Source organism: [Clostridium] aerotolerans DSM 5434 (assembly GCF_000687555.1).
Classification (GTDB): domain Bacteria; phylum Bacillota; class Clostridia; order Lachnospirales; family Lachnospiraceae; genus Lacrimispora; species Lacrimispora aerotolerans.
The window spans coordinates 84,285-98,895 of record NZ_JHWJ01000006.1 but is presented as its reverse complement, the minus strand read 5'-3'; the positions used below and the strand labels follow the sequence as shown (position 1 = coordinate 98,895).

Here is a 14,611-nt window from a genome sequence, read left to right as displayed (position 1 = left end):
ATCTCCTGTCCAGTCAGATATCCATGGCCTTTATGAGCTCGCCGAAATATCTGCTTTCTTTCTCGTACACGGGCCAGTAATCAGACCCTGGCTGATCCATCATGTGATCAAAGCATTCCATTTGTCTGGCCGAACAGCGTCTTGCAAGTCCTTCCACCAGTTCCACTGCTTTTAAAAACGCTTCTTTCTTTCCCGTGGTCTCATCCACAAGCCCCAGGCGCAGCGCCTCCTGAGCGCTAATCATATCTCCGGATAAAATCAGCTTTTTTGCTGCTCTTTGCCCGATTAGCTTCGGAAGCCTTATGGTTCCTCCAAACCCAGGCAGCAGGCCCAGGGTCACCTCTGGAAAAGAAAATAAGGCGGATTCAGACGCCAGCCGGTAATTGCAGCTAAGGGCAATTTCAAGACCAGCTCCAAAACAGGCTCCTTCAATGGCTGCCACTGTGATAAGAGGCAGTTCTTCTATGTAGGATAAGATTTTCTTTCCTTCATTCAGTTCTTCTTCCAGTATTTCCGGGCAGTCTTTATACCCTTTGATCCGCTCTACATTGGCACCTTTGCTGAAATTCCTTCCGTTTCCTGTTATAATCAGTCCCTGAAAGGAATATTGCTGCAGCCACTGTTTAAGCTCAGTAAGATCCAGAAAAACAGCATGATCCACCAGATTATCTCTTCCGTTATGAAGTCTCAACACTCCGATGTTTTCTCCTGCCGTATCATATTCCACCATGGGAGACGGTTCTCTGTTCATGATTATAATGCCTCTACGATATCATTTTCCTTTTCATAGACCAGATAGGCTGTCTCAACCACCTCTTTAATGGTGTTTGCCGGATTCTTAAGCAGATATTTCCCAATATTCTGCATCTGGATATTTAAACTGTATTTCTTTTTTAACTGCTCAATCATCTCTACAAACATCAGGGAATCCCCATCTAAATCATCAATGACAGATAAGTCCTCTTTCAGCTCACTGATGGAAACCTCACACTCATCGGCTAAAAATGAGTACACCATGTCTTTAATTTCTTTTTTTGTCTCTTCATTTAATAGTTTCATATGATATCTCCTTTGTTCTTTCTCATTCTTTAATATTTTTTAGAAATAAGTAAAGGCAGCTGCTTAGAATAACCGCAATCACCAGAAAACCAACCAGTTCAGATATATCTGTAGCAACTCCATTGATTGACTGATTGATGAACATGGCAATGATCACAATGATAAGTACCATCTGCTTGATCACCATAACCGGTGCTAAGAGGTAGCCAAACTTATTTTTCTTCATAAGTAAAATGCCTGCCAGAATTCCAGTGGGAAGGAGGATGGCAAGGTCTAAAGCCTGAATCACCAGTGTGGTGTAATGCTCCAGTTCTCCTGGAACTTCCTGATGGACCAGGGGAACGCAAATCCGTTTTAACCACATCATGCCAGCTAATGTCGCAGTTATAATGAGGATAATCCCTACAAACTTTTCAGGAAATCCTTTGTCTAATCTGGACTGTATATCTTCTTCCCACAAAGACAAAAACGTCAGTATAAAGGCGAAAAAGCAGGCCGACAACAATGCCACATAGACTAAAAAAAGTCCGTTATACATAGCTCCAAAGGAATACGTCGTATACGTATAGAGAAGGTATCCTAAAAGCCCAAGCAGAAGAAATCTGCCTTTTAGAGAACCTTTTCCTGCAAGAAGGAACGACCACAGCAGTGTGGGAACTCCTAAGACCAGGGTTATCACATCCTGGGCTCTTGCCTGTAATGCCATGGATACAGACTCATTCCTATAAAGTCCCTGTCCATAAGCCATCACCAGATTTTGATGGATGGAACGTAAGGGTATCTCTCTTCCTCCACCCCGTAAGAAAATGCCTGCGGCTGCGGCAATTCCAGCCAGTATAACAATTAATATGGTTAAGAAACCGATTGACTTTCTATATCTCATTATTCTTCCTATTCGTTTTCATAGATTTACTGTTTTCATATCCAAGTTCAAAAGCTTTTAAATTGATGCCCACCAATTTTTCCTGTACTGCTTCTTTTATGGCTGTACGCCATTTTTCTTCCTCTATATTAGTGATAGCTGCCAATGCCCCGATGAGGACCACATTAACAGTCTTTTGATTGCCGGCCTCTTTTGCAAAAGTTAGGGCATCAATGATCTTATAATGGATTGGCAAGGCCTGAAACCGCTCCTCCAAATCTTCCGGATACTCCGCTGCGCCGGTGATTACAGGCATAGGGTCAATCCGTTGACTGCTTGTAATTAAGGTTCCGCCCGGCTTTAGCCATTCCACATACCTGGCGCCTTCCAGCATCTCAAAGGCGAGAATGATATCTGCGGTTCCTTTCTCTATAATGGGAGAATGAATCTTTTCACCAAACCTCACATATGTAACTACACTTCCGCCTCTTTGAGACATGCCGTGCACTTCAGAGACTTTCACATCCAGTCCGCTGTTTTGAGCCATCTTGCCAAGAATTCTGCTGGCCAGCACAGCTCCCTGACCCCCGACCGCTGAAATCAATATATTCATCTCAAATCCCCCTCATCTTACGCCTCTTTTTTAATGGCATCGAATTTGCAGATTCTGGTGCAAAGTTCGCAGCCAACACAAAGCTCTTTTTTTATCTCTGCCCTGCTACGGGAAAAAGAGATGGCAGGACAACCGATCTTCATGCATGCCTTACATCCTTTGCATTCCTTAATGCTCAGAGGCTTACGAATCAAAGAGGAGTTTTTAAGGAGGACACAGGGACGCTTCGTTATGATTACGGAAGGCTCTTCCGCTTGCGTCTCTTCTATGACGATTCGCTCCAGTTCCGTGATATCGTGGGCGTCTACGGTCTGGATCCGTTTGATTCCAATGGCCTTTGCCAGAGCTACAAAATCAACCGCCTGACTTTTCTCCCCCCGAATGGTACAGCCGGTTCCCGGATGATCCTGGTGCCCGGTCATGGCGGTGGTGGAATTATCAAGTATGATGACCGTAGTATTTCCCTGGTTATATACCACATCAATCAGGCCTGTAATGCCGGAATGTACAAACGTGGAATCTCCGATCACTGCAACGGTCTTTTTTGAGAACTCTTTCCCTCTTGCCTTTTCAAACCCAAAAGCCATTCCAATGCTGGCTCCCATACAGATGGACGTATCCATAGAACTTAAAGGTGCAAACGCCGCCAGAGTATAACAGCCAATATCTCCCGAAACATGAAGCTTTAGCTTATTTAAGACATAAAATACCCCTCTGTGGTGGCAGCCTGGACAGAGAACCGGAGGTCTGACTGGGATATCCTTAGTCAGCTCTGATGTCACTCCATCAATCCTTTCCTTAAGCACGGCGGCACGGACGATTTCCTGATTTAACTCTCCAATAACAGGAATCACATCTTTGCCAATGACCGAAAGTCCCCAGGATTTAATCTTCTCTTCTATTATGGGTTCCAGTTCTTCAATGACATAAACGGTCTTACAGTTCCTTATAAATTCCGTGATCTTCTTTCTGGGAAGAGGATAGGAAAGGCCCAGCTTTAAATAGGAAGCTTCCGGAAGCACCTCCTTGGAATATTGATACGCTATGCCGTTTGTAATAATTCCAATGTCCCTGCTCTGATACTCCACCGTATTAAGCTCTGTAGTCTCAGCCAATGCCTCCAGCTTTCTTAACCGCTCCTCTGCTACCACTCTTCTCTTTTTTGCTACTGCCGGAGCCACGATGTACTTATTGGGATTCTTATCATACTCCTTTAACTGAAAGGGTACTTGATCGAGAAGCTCTACCATGCTTTGCGAATGGGAGATTCTCGTATTTAACCTTAAGATTACCGGAGTGTCAAAGGTCTCACTGATTTCCAGCCCGATCCCCACAAAATCCTTACATTCCTGGCTGTCGGAAGGCTCCAGAATGGGAACTTTGGCTGCCATCCCAAAATATCTTGTATCCTGCTCATTTTGAGAGCTGTGCTGGCTTGGGTCATCTGCGACTGCAAGGAGCAAACCTGCATTTACACCCGGATAAGAAATGGACATCAGGGCATCAGCCGCAACATTCAGTCCTACATGTTTCATGGATACAATGGTTCTGGCTCCTGCGATGGAAGCGCCGATTCCTACTTCTAAGGCTACTTTTTCATTGGGAGACCATTCTGTATTAATGGATTCATACTTTTTAATATTCTCTGTAATTTCCGTACTGGGTGTTCCCGGATAGGCAGATGCAACTGTCACTCCATACTCAAAAGCACCTCTTGCAACCGCTTCATTTCCTAAGAGTATATTTTTCATATGTATTTCATTTCCTTTCGAAATGTTCCTGGAGATTATAAATGTCATTTACCACCTTTTGAAAATGGTTCTCCCGTTCCGGGCTGACCACACCGGCTTCTTCCATGGAAAAATCAACAGATACCCCATCATCATTCACTTCAAAGAAAAAACTGCCTGTTGGTGTATAAGGACCATTTAAGATTAGGAAGGAAATCTTTTTATAACGATCACATTCTATGATTTTATAATCTGCCTTGATGGTTCTTGTGGGAGGGCCGTTCATCTCCTGCAAGAACAAGGCCCCAGCGTCAATGGGCTCCTCCGATGAATATTCTACGGATTTCACACCGGGCCGCCATTTCTTATTATTTCTTCCATCTAATATAAATTCAAATATTTCTTCTAATTTCCCGTATAACACGACACTTGCGTTTGCATATGCCACCGCTCTATCTCCTTTATCTTTCGTATTAAAAAACTTCATTATCCCCTATGACCAGATTACAGGTATCTCCAAGAGAAACCGGGGCCTTTGACAGAGGATCATGTGCTATTAAGTTGCTGTATTCTGCACTTATACAGTATCCAGCACGACTAAAATAATCTGCATAAATGGTAGAGCTTAACACGTTAATGAGAGAAACCGATTCTTTTATGGTTCCTGACGTCTTTAATAATTCGAAAAAGACGGTCTCATTCTCTGCTTCTACATCAAGGATATGGATTCGTTTAAAAGGCTGGTAGTACTTATATACCACATATCCCTTCACCGCCCCCTTCTCCTGATAGATAAATATTTTGTAATCTCCAGAAGGACGATTTAAATATCGCCAGGAAAAGTAATCCGCCTCCTTGATAATGGAAAATGATCTTCCAAAAGAGATCTTAAAGGCAAATTCATTAAAAGCTTCTTTCCACAACGGAAAATTAAGAGAGGTGATGGGAGTGATACTCTCATCCTCTAACTGAGTTACGCTCTCATCTTCTATTATCTTTTTTTCAAGATAAAAATTCGGAGGAAATGTAGTCCACCCTACTCTCCGATGCCCCGGAAGAGAACTTTCATTTGGCATTCCTATTAATATCTGTATTCCCATTTCACCGGCCGCTGAAAGTACATACCGCCCAAGCTTTGTAAACAAATGGCAGCCCTGATATTCTGGTGTGACAAACACATTATTGCACAGTCCGCTCTTTACCAGATTCCCTTGAAACACAGCCTGGCTTTGCAGAATACAATATCCTGCACACAAGGTTTCCTGGTCAAAGGCTCCATAGATAAGATTACGGGAATCAAAGATCCATTCATAATCCCGCATTTCAAAGGACCGGCTAAAAGCGTGCTCCCAGCCATTTACAAACCTAAGCTTTTCCGAATCCTCCGTCAGCAATCGAAATTCCAAGACACTCACCTCACCTTATTGGTTTAACCAATTTATTTTTTTGCTTCCAGGTTCTTTGCCAGCTCAGCAAATGTCATGGTCTTTTCCACTTCTTCATCTTCAATATCCATATCCAGTGCTCCGCTCAGTTCAATGATGAACTGAACCAGGTTCATGGAATCAAATCTATTAGCTTCTTCCAACCTGGAAGTGGGAAGGATATCGTCATCCTCAAAAATATCAGTAGCAAGTGTCATAATAATATCTAACATGGTTTCATTCCCCTTTATCTTCTCCGCTTATTTAGTATCGTGTTCTTTCTTTAAATAGCATCCGCCCCAGGAAAGACCGCCTCCAAAGGCTGCAAGAAATACATGATTTTCGTTTTTTGCTTCTTCCGACTCCAGATATTCGTTTAAGGCAATGAGAACGGAAGCACCGGCTGTATTGGCATATTTGTCCACATTGATGAAGAATTTCTCATCAGAAACGTCTGTGCGTCTGGCAATTTCTTTGATGATGTTTAAATTGGCCTGATGAGTGATGACCCTGTCCGCCATTACCTCATTCCGCTTAGAAAGGAGTCCAATCAGCTCGCTTCCCTTCTCACAGGCAAACCGGTACACACTTTGACCCTCCATAGAAAAATAATAATCCCGTTCCTTTTTAACGGCTGCTGCCGGTAGCATACTTCCTCCTGCCGGAACCTGAATCACATCACAGCCACTTCCATCGGAAAAGAGCAGGATATCTTTCAGTTCATAAGCTCCATGGTCGGATAAAAGAACGGCTGCCGCCCCGTCCCCAAAATAAGGAAACGTAGCGATATCTTTTGGATTTAATATCTTGCTGTATACCTCTGAAGCCACCACGATTACATTCTTGGCCCCGTCATTTATGAGGGAAGAAGCGATCTTTAGTCCGTAGATTCCTCCGCTGCAGACTGAATTAATATCAAATGCAAAGGCATTTTTAATCCCGCATAGTTCCTGTATCCTGGTAGCAGTGGCAGGCTGTATCCGGTCAGGGGAGGATGTTGCACAAATAAGAACCTCAACCTCTACGGGATTCATCCTGGTCTTACGTAAAAGCTCTTTCACCGCCAAAGCTCCAAGATCAGAAGTGCACTCATCTGTCACGTGTCTTCTTGTCTTAATCCCAGCTTTTTCTTCAATGAGCTGCCGGTATTTTGACGGAAACTGGGTCAAGTCATCATTGAATATCTCATTGGCAGGCAGATACTGCGCCGTATTTACGATAAAAGCCATAATCCATCTCCCTTATGTATGTATCAGAACAATTGAAATTCCTGGTCTAATTCATCTACCACCTTCTGAAATCCAGGGGATTCTAAAAAGGACTTGCGATATTTGGATAAATTCTTTTTCATGGTATCATCTTCAACTACCTGAAGAATCAGCGCCTTTAAGTTATCTTTCTGGAACGCTTCTGTATTTGCCATGAAAAGCTTTCCGCAGCCATCCGCTTCCACCACTCTTCCATTGCTGGCCTGCTCCGCATGCCCAGGGCAAATAATGAGGGGAGTCTCATACAGAATGGAATCACTGATGCTGTTAAACCCGCCGTGGGATATGAATAATACAGACCGTTTTAATACCTTGCGGTATTCCTCCAGGCTTAGATTCTCATAAACCGTTACGTGTTCCGGTAAGTTTTCTTCATTTACTTTATTATTCTTGTTGCCGCCAAAGGATACTACCACCTGATATCCTAAGTCTTTGGAGGCATCAATACAGATATCCCAATAGGTATGGCTGAAACAAATGGTACCAAGGCTGATGAATATGGTATCTTTTTTTTCCGTGAGATTTTCTTTGTCCACAAAGGCAGGGCCTACAAATTTAACATTAGAAGGATATTTATATCCGCCGGGATGAAAATCCCTGGAGGTCACCACCATCGTAAATTTTCCTTCCGGCTCCATGATATTCCATGGTTTATCGACCACCTTGCCATACTGCTTTTCCAACCGTTTTATAATGGTGTTAAATTTCATGATATAAGGAATGGAAACCGCTGCGCTTTTTACCAGGCTCATGGTAAAAGCAGGTGTTTCTTTCATCATGATCTTATCTCCCATAAAGCTGCTTACAAAATACACATAGGGGATATGAAAATATCTGGCAGCAATTTTGCTCCAAATAGCCAGGGTATCGCATATAATAAGATCCGGCTTCTCTTTTTCCACTTCTTTCATCATGAAGGGGAGGAGCTTCTCTGTAAATGTATAAAATACATAGAGCAGATTCATGAACTGTGACTGAAGCTTCTCATCTGCCGCAAGCTTATTATAATAATGATAGAAATCATCGGGATATTTCCTCAAATCCACCCCATCCATCTGGTCAAACTTATGGAAATACTGCTCAAAGGTATAATAAATCAGGTTCACATTACGCTGGGATAATTCTTTACACAGGTTGAGCTGCGGGTTTACGTGCCCGGATACCGGAAGACTGATAAACATGATCTTTTTCAATTTCCTTTTTCTCCTTCTCTTCTAACTCTTTCATCAATACAGTTGCCTCAAATAACTGTTCAAAGGTTCCCGCATCGGTCCATTTGGAAGTTAAAATCCCATAGGTAAGCTGTCCCTGTTCTGCATAGTGGTGGAGAACATCCGTGGTTTCATATTCATTTCTTGAGCTTAGCTTCATCTGCTTTAACAGCTCAAATACCTCTGGCTTAAAGATCCATAAGCCGGTGTTGACGTAATTGGAAAAAGGTTCTTTGGGCTTTTCCACCAGCCTGGTAATTTTATTTTTCTTAAATTCCACCACTCCGTAAAGCTTTGGATTATCCGACTGGGTAATAAGAATCTTGGCACTGAAATCCTTTTTCTCTGATTCAAAATCTTTTACAAACGATGTTAGATCTTCCGTCACAATATTGTCACCAAGAATGACCATAAACTCATCACCTCTTACAAATTCCTCTGCGCACAATAAGGCTGCTCCGGTTCCTTCATTGCCTTCCTGAATCTCATAATGAAGCTTTACCCCAAACTCTTCCCCTGTCTTTAGAAGCTTGTAAAAATGCCCTAAATATTCTCCGCTTGTAACGATGAGAATATCTTTGATTCCTACTTTAGCCAGGGTCTCTATGGGGTAATAGATCATGGGCTTTTTATAGACTGGAAGCAAATGCTTGTTGGTAATGATCGTTAACGGATTCAGACGCGTTCCATGACCGCCTGCTAAAATAACACCTCTCATAATCAGCACCTCTCTACTTATGTGATTTTTTGTTTCTTTCAAGTTCTTTTTTAATTTGCTTTTTTAAGACAGAATATCTCCAATTCATAAAAGCCAGATGATTGGGAACCAGGCAATAAACATAATACTTATGCACAAGCTTATTTTTACCAGATAGAATATGAATGTTTTCCAGTATGACCCCGCCATCAGCAGGATGGAAATTAAAATATGCCTTTCCTCTCATAGGGCCGCCATCTCCCTTAAGGACAATTGATTTTTCCTTTATCACTTCTGTTACCTTCAATCTGTAATAGAACAAAGGCATGGTAAAACAGATAGTTCCAATGCAGCCTTCCTCCAGCTGTTTCCGGTCAAAGCTGATCCAAAGAACCGGCATAAAGTCAAACCATTTATGAAACTTTTCTCTGTCATACACATGATCAAAAACAATGCCTTTTTGATCCTCAGAAATAGGAATAAAAACCTGCGAACGTATCTCTATTTTCTCTTTATTATCTAACCAATCCATGGGTTATCCGCCTCTGTGAAATGCTACTCATGCTTCATGTTACGCAGCGCTTTTTCGTCCTGTTTTGTCATCAGCTTACAAATCAGGGAGCTCATGACCTCATTGATCCTGTTTTCTTTTTTCGTCAGCTCTGCATTTAGACCAACTTCTTTTAATAAAGCTTCTATGGGCATAACATCTTTAAGCTCTGTGGCTCTTGCCTTATCTATGTACATGGAAATGCCCAATTCCTGAAATCGTTTTACCGTAGGAAGCCCTTCTGGCGTCAGACCTCTGTACCGGAAATATTCCGGAAGCATTCCTTCCTCTCCTCCCACCTTAATGGTAGTGTCTTTCAGGAATTTTTCTTTCACACCATCTTCCTTTTTACGCTCCGGCCAGTGATAATCTTCCAGCTTTAAGCCACACGCCACATTAAAGGCATTTTGAAGCTGATAAATACGCTCTCCGGCAGTATATATCTCTTCGTCGGTTAAATCCGTATTCAGAATTGCGTTAGTCACCTCTGCAAATTCATTAAAATAGGCAACGCCTGCACTCGGAAGTGCTGTGATAGCAAACAGGCACAGCCCCAGGCAGTCAATGGCATATTTATAATTTTCATGCCAGCATACCACACGGCCTTTTTTCTCTACTTTGGAAAAGTTCTTCTCAGCCTTTGTTTTAAAAATATGCTTTGAAACCACTTCGGAGAAAAATCCGCCAAAAACTGCAGTAAATACATAACCCTTTAAGTGATCTGCCCCTCTGGTAGAGGTGAGATAGCTTAAAGATTTTGCCAGATGGGAATTTGAATGAAGACCAGCAGAAGACTTTCTGATACAAAATGCATACTCTTCGGCATGTAACACAATGGAAGCCCGGTAAGCACCTTCTGCTGCAATATCTCCGATTCCTTCTCTGAGGCAGATCTTATGCATTAATTCTTCCACATCATCTGCATTGCCAAATTCATAAATCTTTTCTGGATTTTTTATGATACCTCTTTGATAACACTCTAAGATGAAGCCAATGGTAGAACCACCCTCAATGGCATCAAAGCCAAGATTGTCACTTAGATTTTTAAGATGAAGAATGCTTGCCCAGTCAAAAATTCCGTTTAACGGACCGATGCCTGCGACTGCACCATAGTCAAGACGATCGCCTTTTTCTCCCTTATGCCGCCCTTCCTTAATCTCATATTCCCTGGCGCACCCGACGGGACAGTAAATACAGGCTTTGCGTTTTGTCTCATGTTTGTACAGGAAGTTCTCAGCGTATAACTCTTTCACCTTTTTATCATCAGCCGCCTGAAAATTACGGATGGGCAGGGCCCCCTGCTTGTGATACCGTTTGATTAGCATTAAGGTTCCCTGAATACTTCCGGATTTTAAGATAACCGATGCCCGGCATTTCTTAATCCACCGATCCCGGATTTCCTTGACCTTTTCCGGATTATATACCTGGGGTTTTCCAACCTTTTTTTCTACAACAATGGCTTTTAAGTTTTTTGCCCCCATGACGCATCCCATACCGGTTCTTCCTGCCACATGGCATTTTGACATGATGACACTTGCAAACCGTACCAGATTCTCACCTGCCGGCCCGATGCAGGTAACCTCTGAACCTTTTCCATGACGCTCCGTAAGAAGCTCGGTCACTTTCTCCGTATACATTCCCCAAAGCTCGCTGGCATCTAATATTTCAATCTCACGGTTGCTTTTAATAAGAACATACACCGGATGATCGGATCTTCCGGAAAATACAAGATGATCGATTCCTACCGTACGGAGCCTGACGTTAAATTCTCCGCCCAGATTGGAATCGCCATACGCGTCAGTAATGGGACTTTTCGCCGTAATGGTACAACGGTTACTGGCCGGAAGCCCAGTGCCTACACTTGGCCCGATTCCAAAGATCAATAAGTTCTTTTCTGAAAGGGCATCATGGTCAGCAGCATCAGAATCATACAAAATCTTCGTATTGATTCCCGGCCCGCCTATGTAATTCGTTCTAAGTTCTCTGGTGATCTCTTCAAATCTCACATCACCAGTGGTTAAGTTAATGGTAGCAATCTGATTGTCATGAATATATTCCACGATTACCAGCCTCCTTGCTATATCCGCTTTTTTCGTTGGTGAAGCCACGCCGCGTCATGTGCCTCCAATGTGGGGTGGTACTTCGCAGCAGATTTGGGTCTTAAAAAAAAGATGGTCACCGGCTGCGGCTAAAGGTATTTTGTAAAATTCCCAGTAGTTCTGTTATTACCATGAGAGCAATGGTCAGTAATACAATCCATCCCCCCTGATCATAGGCGTATGCGTAGCAGACCAGACCAATAAGGACCTCTATGATCAGTACAATCCGGGTCCGGAATCCATAAACCCTTTTCTCTACTTCATCCAGTGGCTTATTTAAGTTTTCCACAGGGGCCAAAATTGCTGCCATGCCTGCGGATAAAGTTAAGAAGGCCACCCCTGCGCCCCTCTCCATCATTACGGGAGGGGTGCGAAGGAGCAGAAGAACGAAAACAATGACTGCATTCGACAAAAAATAACAACACAGTGGATTCTCTGCATGATATCCTCCTGCATGACAGCGAAGAGGAATAAAAAGTGCCAGGAACAGAAAGCATTCCAGCAGTTGTCCCATAAAAAGTCCTATGAAAGCTGCCGATAACAAATTAACAAGATTGAGGAACAGCATCTCAAGACCAAACTGGTAGATAGCCCTGTCCTCTTCCATGAATCTCCCCATTGAGATCAGCTGATCGGCTATCCTGATACTTAATCTTCTGAACATGATATTAGAATTTTCTTAATTTCTTTGCTTCTTTTGGCATCTCAGGCTGATAATAAATATATCCGCATGCCAGATTGCTTGTGGTAACAGCTGATTTAAGAGCAAGAGCAGACACAACATTTCCCATAACAACAGATAATTTTTTCATTTTAATACTCTCCTTTGTTTTAAAATATTGAATTAGAGTTACTTAATTTTGCCTAGTATAGCATAATCTTTTTTTCTGTAAAATATCTTTTCATTTTCTCTTATAAAATAAGCAAATTCTCTTAAATCCCCTTTTTCAACATTTTTTTAATACTTTTTTTGACATACCTATGATAAAATATTTTTTAGTAAAAGAATGGAAGGAGACAGAGACATTTATGATTAAAATTGCTATCTGTGATGACGAGCCCATATTTATTGAGCAGATTAAATCCATGATTCAAAGCACATTATCAGAGGCGCATATCTCTTACTTCACCGATTCTTTCACATCAGGGGAGAGTTTGTGTGAAAAACTAAAAGGAGGTACTTTTTATGACTTGGCATTTCTGGATATTAGCATGAATGGCATGAACGGAATTGAAGTCGGAACGAAACTAAGATATTATTTTCAAATTAAAAAAACCATTATTATCTACATATCTTCCTACGATAACCGGGCAAAAGAGGTTTTTTGCTTAGACACCTTTCGCTTTTTATCAAAGCCTATAGATCCTCAGCTTTTTAAAAAAGATCTTTTAAGTGCTTATAAACGGTTAAATGAAACACAGGACGATTTTTTTTGTTTTAAGGACATTGACAAGGGACAATGCAATATTCCCATTGAGGATATCATTTATATGGAGATATCCAAAGGTCATAAAATTAATGTAATTACAAAAGATAACGGGTATATCTTCTATGGAAAGCTGACGGAAGTATCTGAGAGATTAGAAACACGAGGATTTTTATTGATTCATCATTCTATCTTAATTAATTACAACCATATTCGGCAAATGTCCTATGATAAGGTTCACATGTCCAATCAGACTGAATTAGCAATCAGCGGCCCAAAGAGAAAGGACATAAGGGCGAAGTATTTGCAGCTTAGGAAAAATAAGGAAGATAACAAATGAACGTAGTCATTACATATTTAATTATGAATATCATTCGGACTTATGTAATATATGATTTTATTGATACCTTTTTAAAGAAAAGGAGGACCCCTGTCTGGGCCATTGGAATTGCTTATACAGCCTATTACCTTGCTGGGGCATACTTGTACTTTTATTTATTCAATCCCATGTTAAACATCATTTTTAATTTGACTGCATTTTTTCTCATATGCTATTTTTACAAGACATCTGTATTTAAACGCCTTCTCGCTGCTTCCTTCATCTATATCCTCTCTCTAGCAAGTGAAGATTGTACGGCGGCGGCACTTGTTCTTTTTATTGGAGCTTCCTTTAATACCATCATACAACAAGATTTTTTCGTTGTAATTGGAATCATCTTATCAAATATGATGATGTTCGGTCTGGTAAAATGGAGTAAAATCTTCTTTTACAAACAAGAAACTTATAACACGGATATAAGGCCTCCTCGCTGGCTGGCTATGTTTTTGATTCCTGCCGGTAGTATCTATATCTTAAACAGCATGACGTTAGAGATCATTTCCAATCAAGCCGAATCTTCTTTTTTATTAGCCAGTGCGTCTCTTGTTTTATTAGTCGTTAATATTTTACTGTTTTACTTATATGATAAGCTACTACTGGAAGAGAATTTAAAGTATGAAAACCTCCTTCTCTCTCAACAGAACAATGCATATGAAAAGCAATCCGTTCTGATCCAGCGGTTCCAAAAAAGTCTGCGGGAAGACCGCCACAACATAAATAACCATCTGGCCGCCATATCAGGACTGGCAGAACAAGGGCAGAACACAGAATTGATCGAATATATCAGAAAGCTTACGGTCAATGTAAAAGCCCAGGAAGCCGGTGTCAACAGTGGACATCCGGTCATAGATGCACTGATTAACAATAAGCTTTATCTTTCCCAGCATTTTTATGTAAAAACCCAAGTGCACATCCGGCTTCCCAAAATTCTTGACATTGACAAGATGGATCTCACCATTATCTTAGGAAACCTTTTGGACAATGCGCTGGAAGCTTGTATCAAACTTCCAAAAGAGCAAAGAGAGATTTTAATTCATGTCTCTGCCATCCACGGAGTTCTTACTATACAGGTAATAAACTCCTATGATTTCTCCCAGTTAAACATCAAAGACGGAAAACCATACTCAACCAAAAAGGATAAGACCTGGCATGGAATCGGATTAAATTCTGTTAGTCATACCGTCAAAAAATATAACGGGGTTCTTGAATTTAATTACGGAGAGCAGCAAAGAGGAGAAAAAAATTTATTTACAGCTAATGTTTTACTATATTTACCTGATGAAGCCTGCTGA

17 protein-coding genes are annotated in these 14,611 nt (G+C 41.5%); 2 read left to right on the top strand and 15 right to left on the bottom strand.

Annotation, left to right across the window (positions count from 1 at the left end; all coding sequences use genetic code 11):
* Nucleotides 1-13 precede the first annotated feature (13 nt).
* The 15 genes from T546_RS23310 to T546_RS25025 all read right to left on the bottom strand — a co-directional run bounded on the left by T546_RS23310 (nucleotide 14) and on the right by T546_RS25025 (nucleotide 12,325).
* A complete protein-coding gene (locus T546_RS23310) occupies nucleotides 14-751 on the bottom strand; it encodes an enoyl-CoA hydratase/isomerase family protein (protein ID WP_051629739.1) in 738 nt (245 codons plus the stop codon).
* A 2-nt stretch (nucleotides 752-753) separates the two neighbouring features.
* Nucleotides 754-1,059 (bottom strand): acyl carrier protein, encoded by a 306-nt coding sequence (locus T546_RS0110380; protein ID WP_026891554.1) that lies wholly within the window; start codon nucleotides 1,057-1,059, stop codon nucleotides 754-756.
* Between the two features lie 22 nt (nucleotides 1,060-1,081).
* Entirely contained in the window at nucleotides 1,082-1,942 is an 861-nt protein-coding gene (locus T546_RS23305; protein ID WP_026891553.1) for a hypothetical protein, read from the bottom strand.
* On the bottom strand, nucleotides 1,932-2,534 hold the full coding sequence (locus T546_RS0110370) for an indolepyruvate oxidoreductase subunit beta (RefSeq protein ID WP_026891552.1): 603 nt from the start codon (nucleotides 2,532-2,534) through the stop codon (nucleotides 1,932-1,934). The genes T546_RS23305 and T546_RS0110370 overlap by 11 nt, the downstream gene beginning before the upstream one ends.
* 17 nt (nucleotides 2,535-2,551) lie before the next feature.
* Nucleotides 2,552-4,291, bottom strand: a complete 1,740-nt coding sequence (gene iorA, locus T546_RS0110365) for an indolepyruvate ferredoxin oxidoreductase subunit alpha (protein WP_334291589.1) — start codon at nucleotides 4,289-4,291, stop codon at nucleotides 2,552-2,554.
* 1 nt (nucleotide 4,292) lies between these two features.
* The gene (locus T546_RS0110360) at nucleotides 4,293-4,712 is read right to left on the bottom strand and encodes an SRPBCC family protein (protein WP_156951318.1); all 420 of its coding nucleotides are present in this window, start codon (nucleotides 4,710-4,712) and stop codon (nucleotides 4,293-4,295) included.
* A 25-nt stretch (nucleotides 4,713-4,737) separates the two neighbouring features.
* Nucleotides 4,738-5,670, bottom strand: a complete 933-nt coding sequence (locus tag T546_RS0110355) for a GNAT family N-acetyltransferase (RefSeq protein WP_026891549.1) — start codon at nucleotides 5,668-5,670, stop codon at nucleotides 4,738-4,740.
* Between the two features lie 32 nt (nucleotides 5,671-5,702).
* Nucleotides 5,703-5,921, bottom strand: coding sequence for a hypothetical protein (locus tag T546_RS0110350; RefSeq protein ID WP_026891548.1), 219 nt, complete (start codon nucleotides 5,919-5,921; stop codon nucleotides 5,703-5,705).
* A gap of 27 nt (nucleotides 5,922-5,948) precedes the next feature.
* The gene (locus T546_RS0110345) at nucleotides 5,949-6,917 is read right to left on the bottom strand and encodes a 3-oxoacyl-ACP synthase III family protein (RefSeq protein WP_034598870.1); all 969 of its coding nucleotides are present in this window, start codon (nucleotides 6,915-6,917) and stop codon (nucleotides 5,949-5,951) included.
* Nucleotides 6,918-6,940: 23 nt separating this feature from the next.
* On the bottom strand, nucleotides 6,941-8,149 hold the full coding sequence (locus tag T546_RS0110340) for a nucleotide disphospho-sugar-binding domain-containing protein (RefSeq protein ID WP_026891546.1): 1,209 nt from the start codon (nucleotides 8,147-8,149) through the stop codon (nucleotides 6,941-6,943).
* Nucleotides 8,082-8,885, bottom strand: coding sequence for a sugar phosphate nucleotidyltransferase (locus tag T546_RS23300; protein WP_051629735.1), 804 nt, complete (start codon nucleotides 8,883-8,885; stop codon nucleotides 8,082-8,084). Before T546_RS23300 ends, T546_RS0110340 begins: the two co-directional genes overlap by 68 nt.
* 13 nt (nucleotides 8,886-8,898) lie before the next feature.
* Nucleotides 8,899-9,396, bottom strand: coding sequence for a hypothetical protein (locus T546_RS0110330; protein WP_026891545.1), 498 nt, complete (start codon nucleotides 9,394-9,396; stop codon nucleotides 8,899-8,901).
* A gap of 23 nt (nucleotides 9,397-9,419) precedes the next feature.
* Nucleotides 9,420-11,474: an aldehyde ferredoxin oxidoreductase family protein gene (locus tag T546_RS0110325; RefSeq protein ID WP_166429812.1), complete on the bottom strand. Its 2,055-nt coding sequence runs from the start codon at nucleotides 11,472-11,474 to the stop codon at nucleotides 9,420-9,422.
* Nucleotides 11,475-11,589: 115 nt separating this feature from the next.
* On the bottom strand, nucleotides 11,590-12,177 hold the full coding sequence (locus T546_RS0110320; RefSeq protein WP_084326326.1) for an accessory gene regulator ArgB-like protein: 588 nt from the start codon (nucleotides 12,175-12,177) through the stop codon (nucleotides 11,590-11,592).
* A gap of 4 nt (nucleotides 12,178-12,181) precedes the next feature.
* Nucleotides 12,182-12,325: a cyclic lactone autoinducer peptide gene (locus T546_RS25025; protein WP_081752313.1), complete on the bottom strand. Its 144-nt coding sequence runs from the start codon at nucleotides 12,323-12,325 to the stop codon at nucleotides 12,182-12,184.
* A gap of 217 nt (nucleotides 12,326-12,542) precedes the next feature.
* On the opposite strand from T546_RS25025, the gene T546_RS0110310 reads away from it, so the two are divergent.
* Together T546_RS0110310 and T546_RS0110305 are read left to right on the top strand one after the other, a co-directional pair.
* Nucleotides 12,543-13,280, top strand: a complete 738-nt coding sequence (locus tag T546_RS0110310) for a LytR/AlgR family response regulator transcription factor (protein ID WP_026891542.1) — start codon at nucleotides 12,543-12,545, stop codon at nucleotides 13,278-13,280.
* Nucleotides 13,277-14,611, top strand: coding sequence for a sensor histidine kinase (locus T546_RS0110305; RefSeq protein ID WP_026891541.1), 1,335 nt, complete (start codon nucleotides 13,277-13,279; stop codon nucleotides 14,609-14,611). The genes T546_RS0110310 and T546_RS0110305 overlap by 4 nt, the downstream gene beginning before the upstream one ends.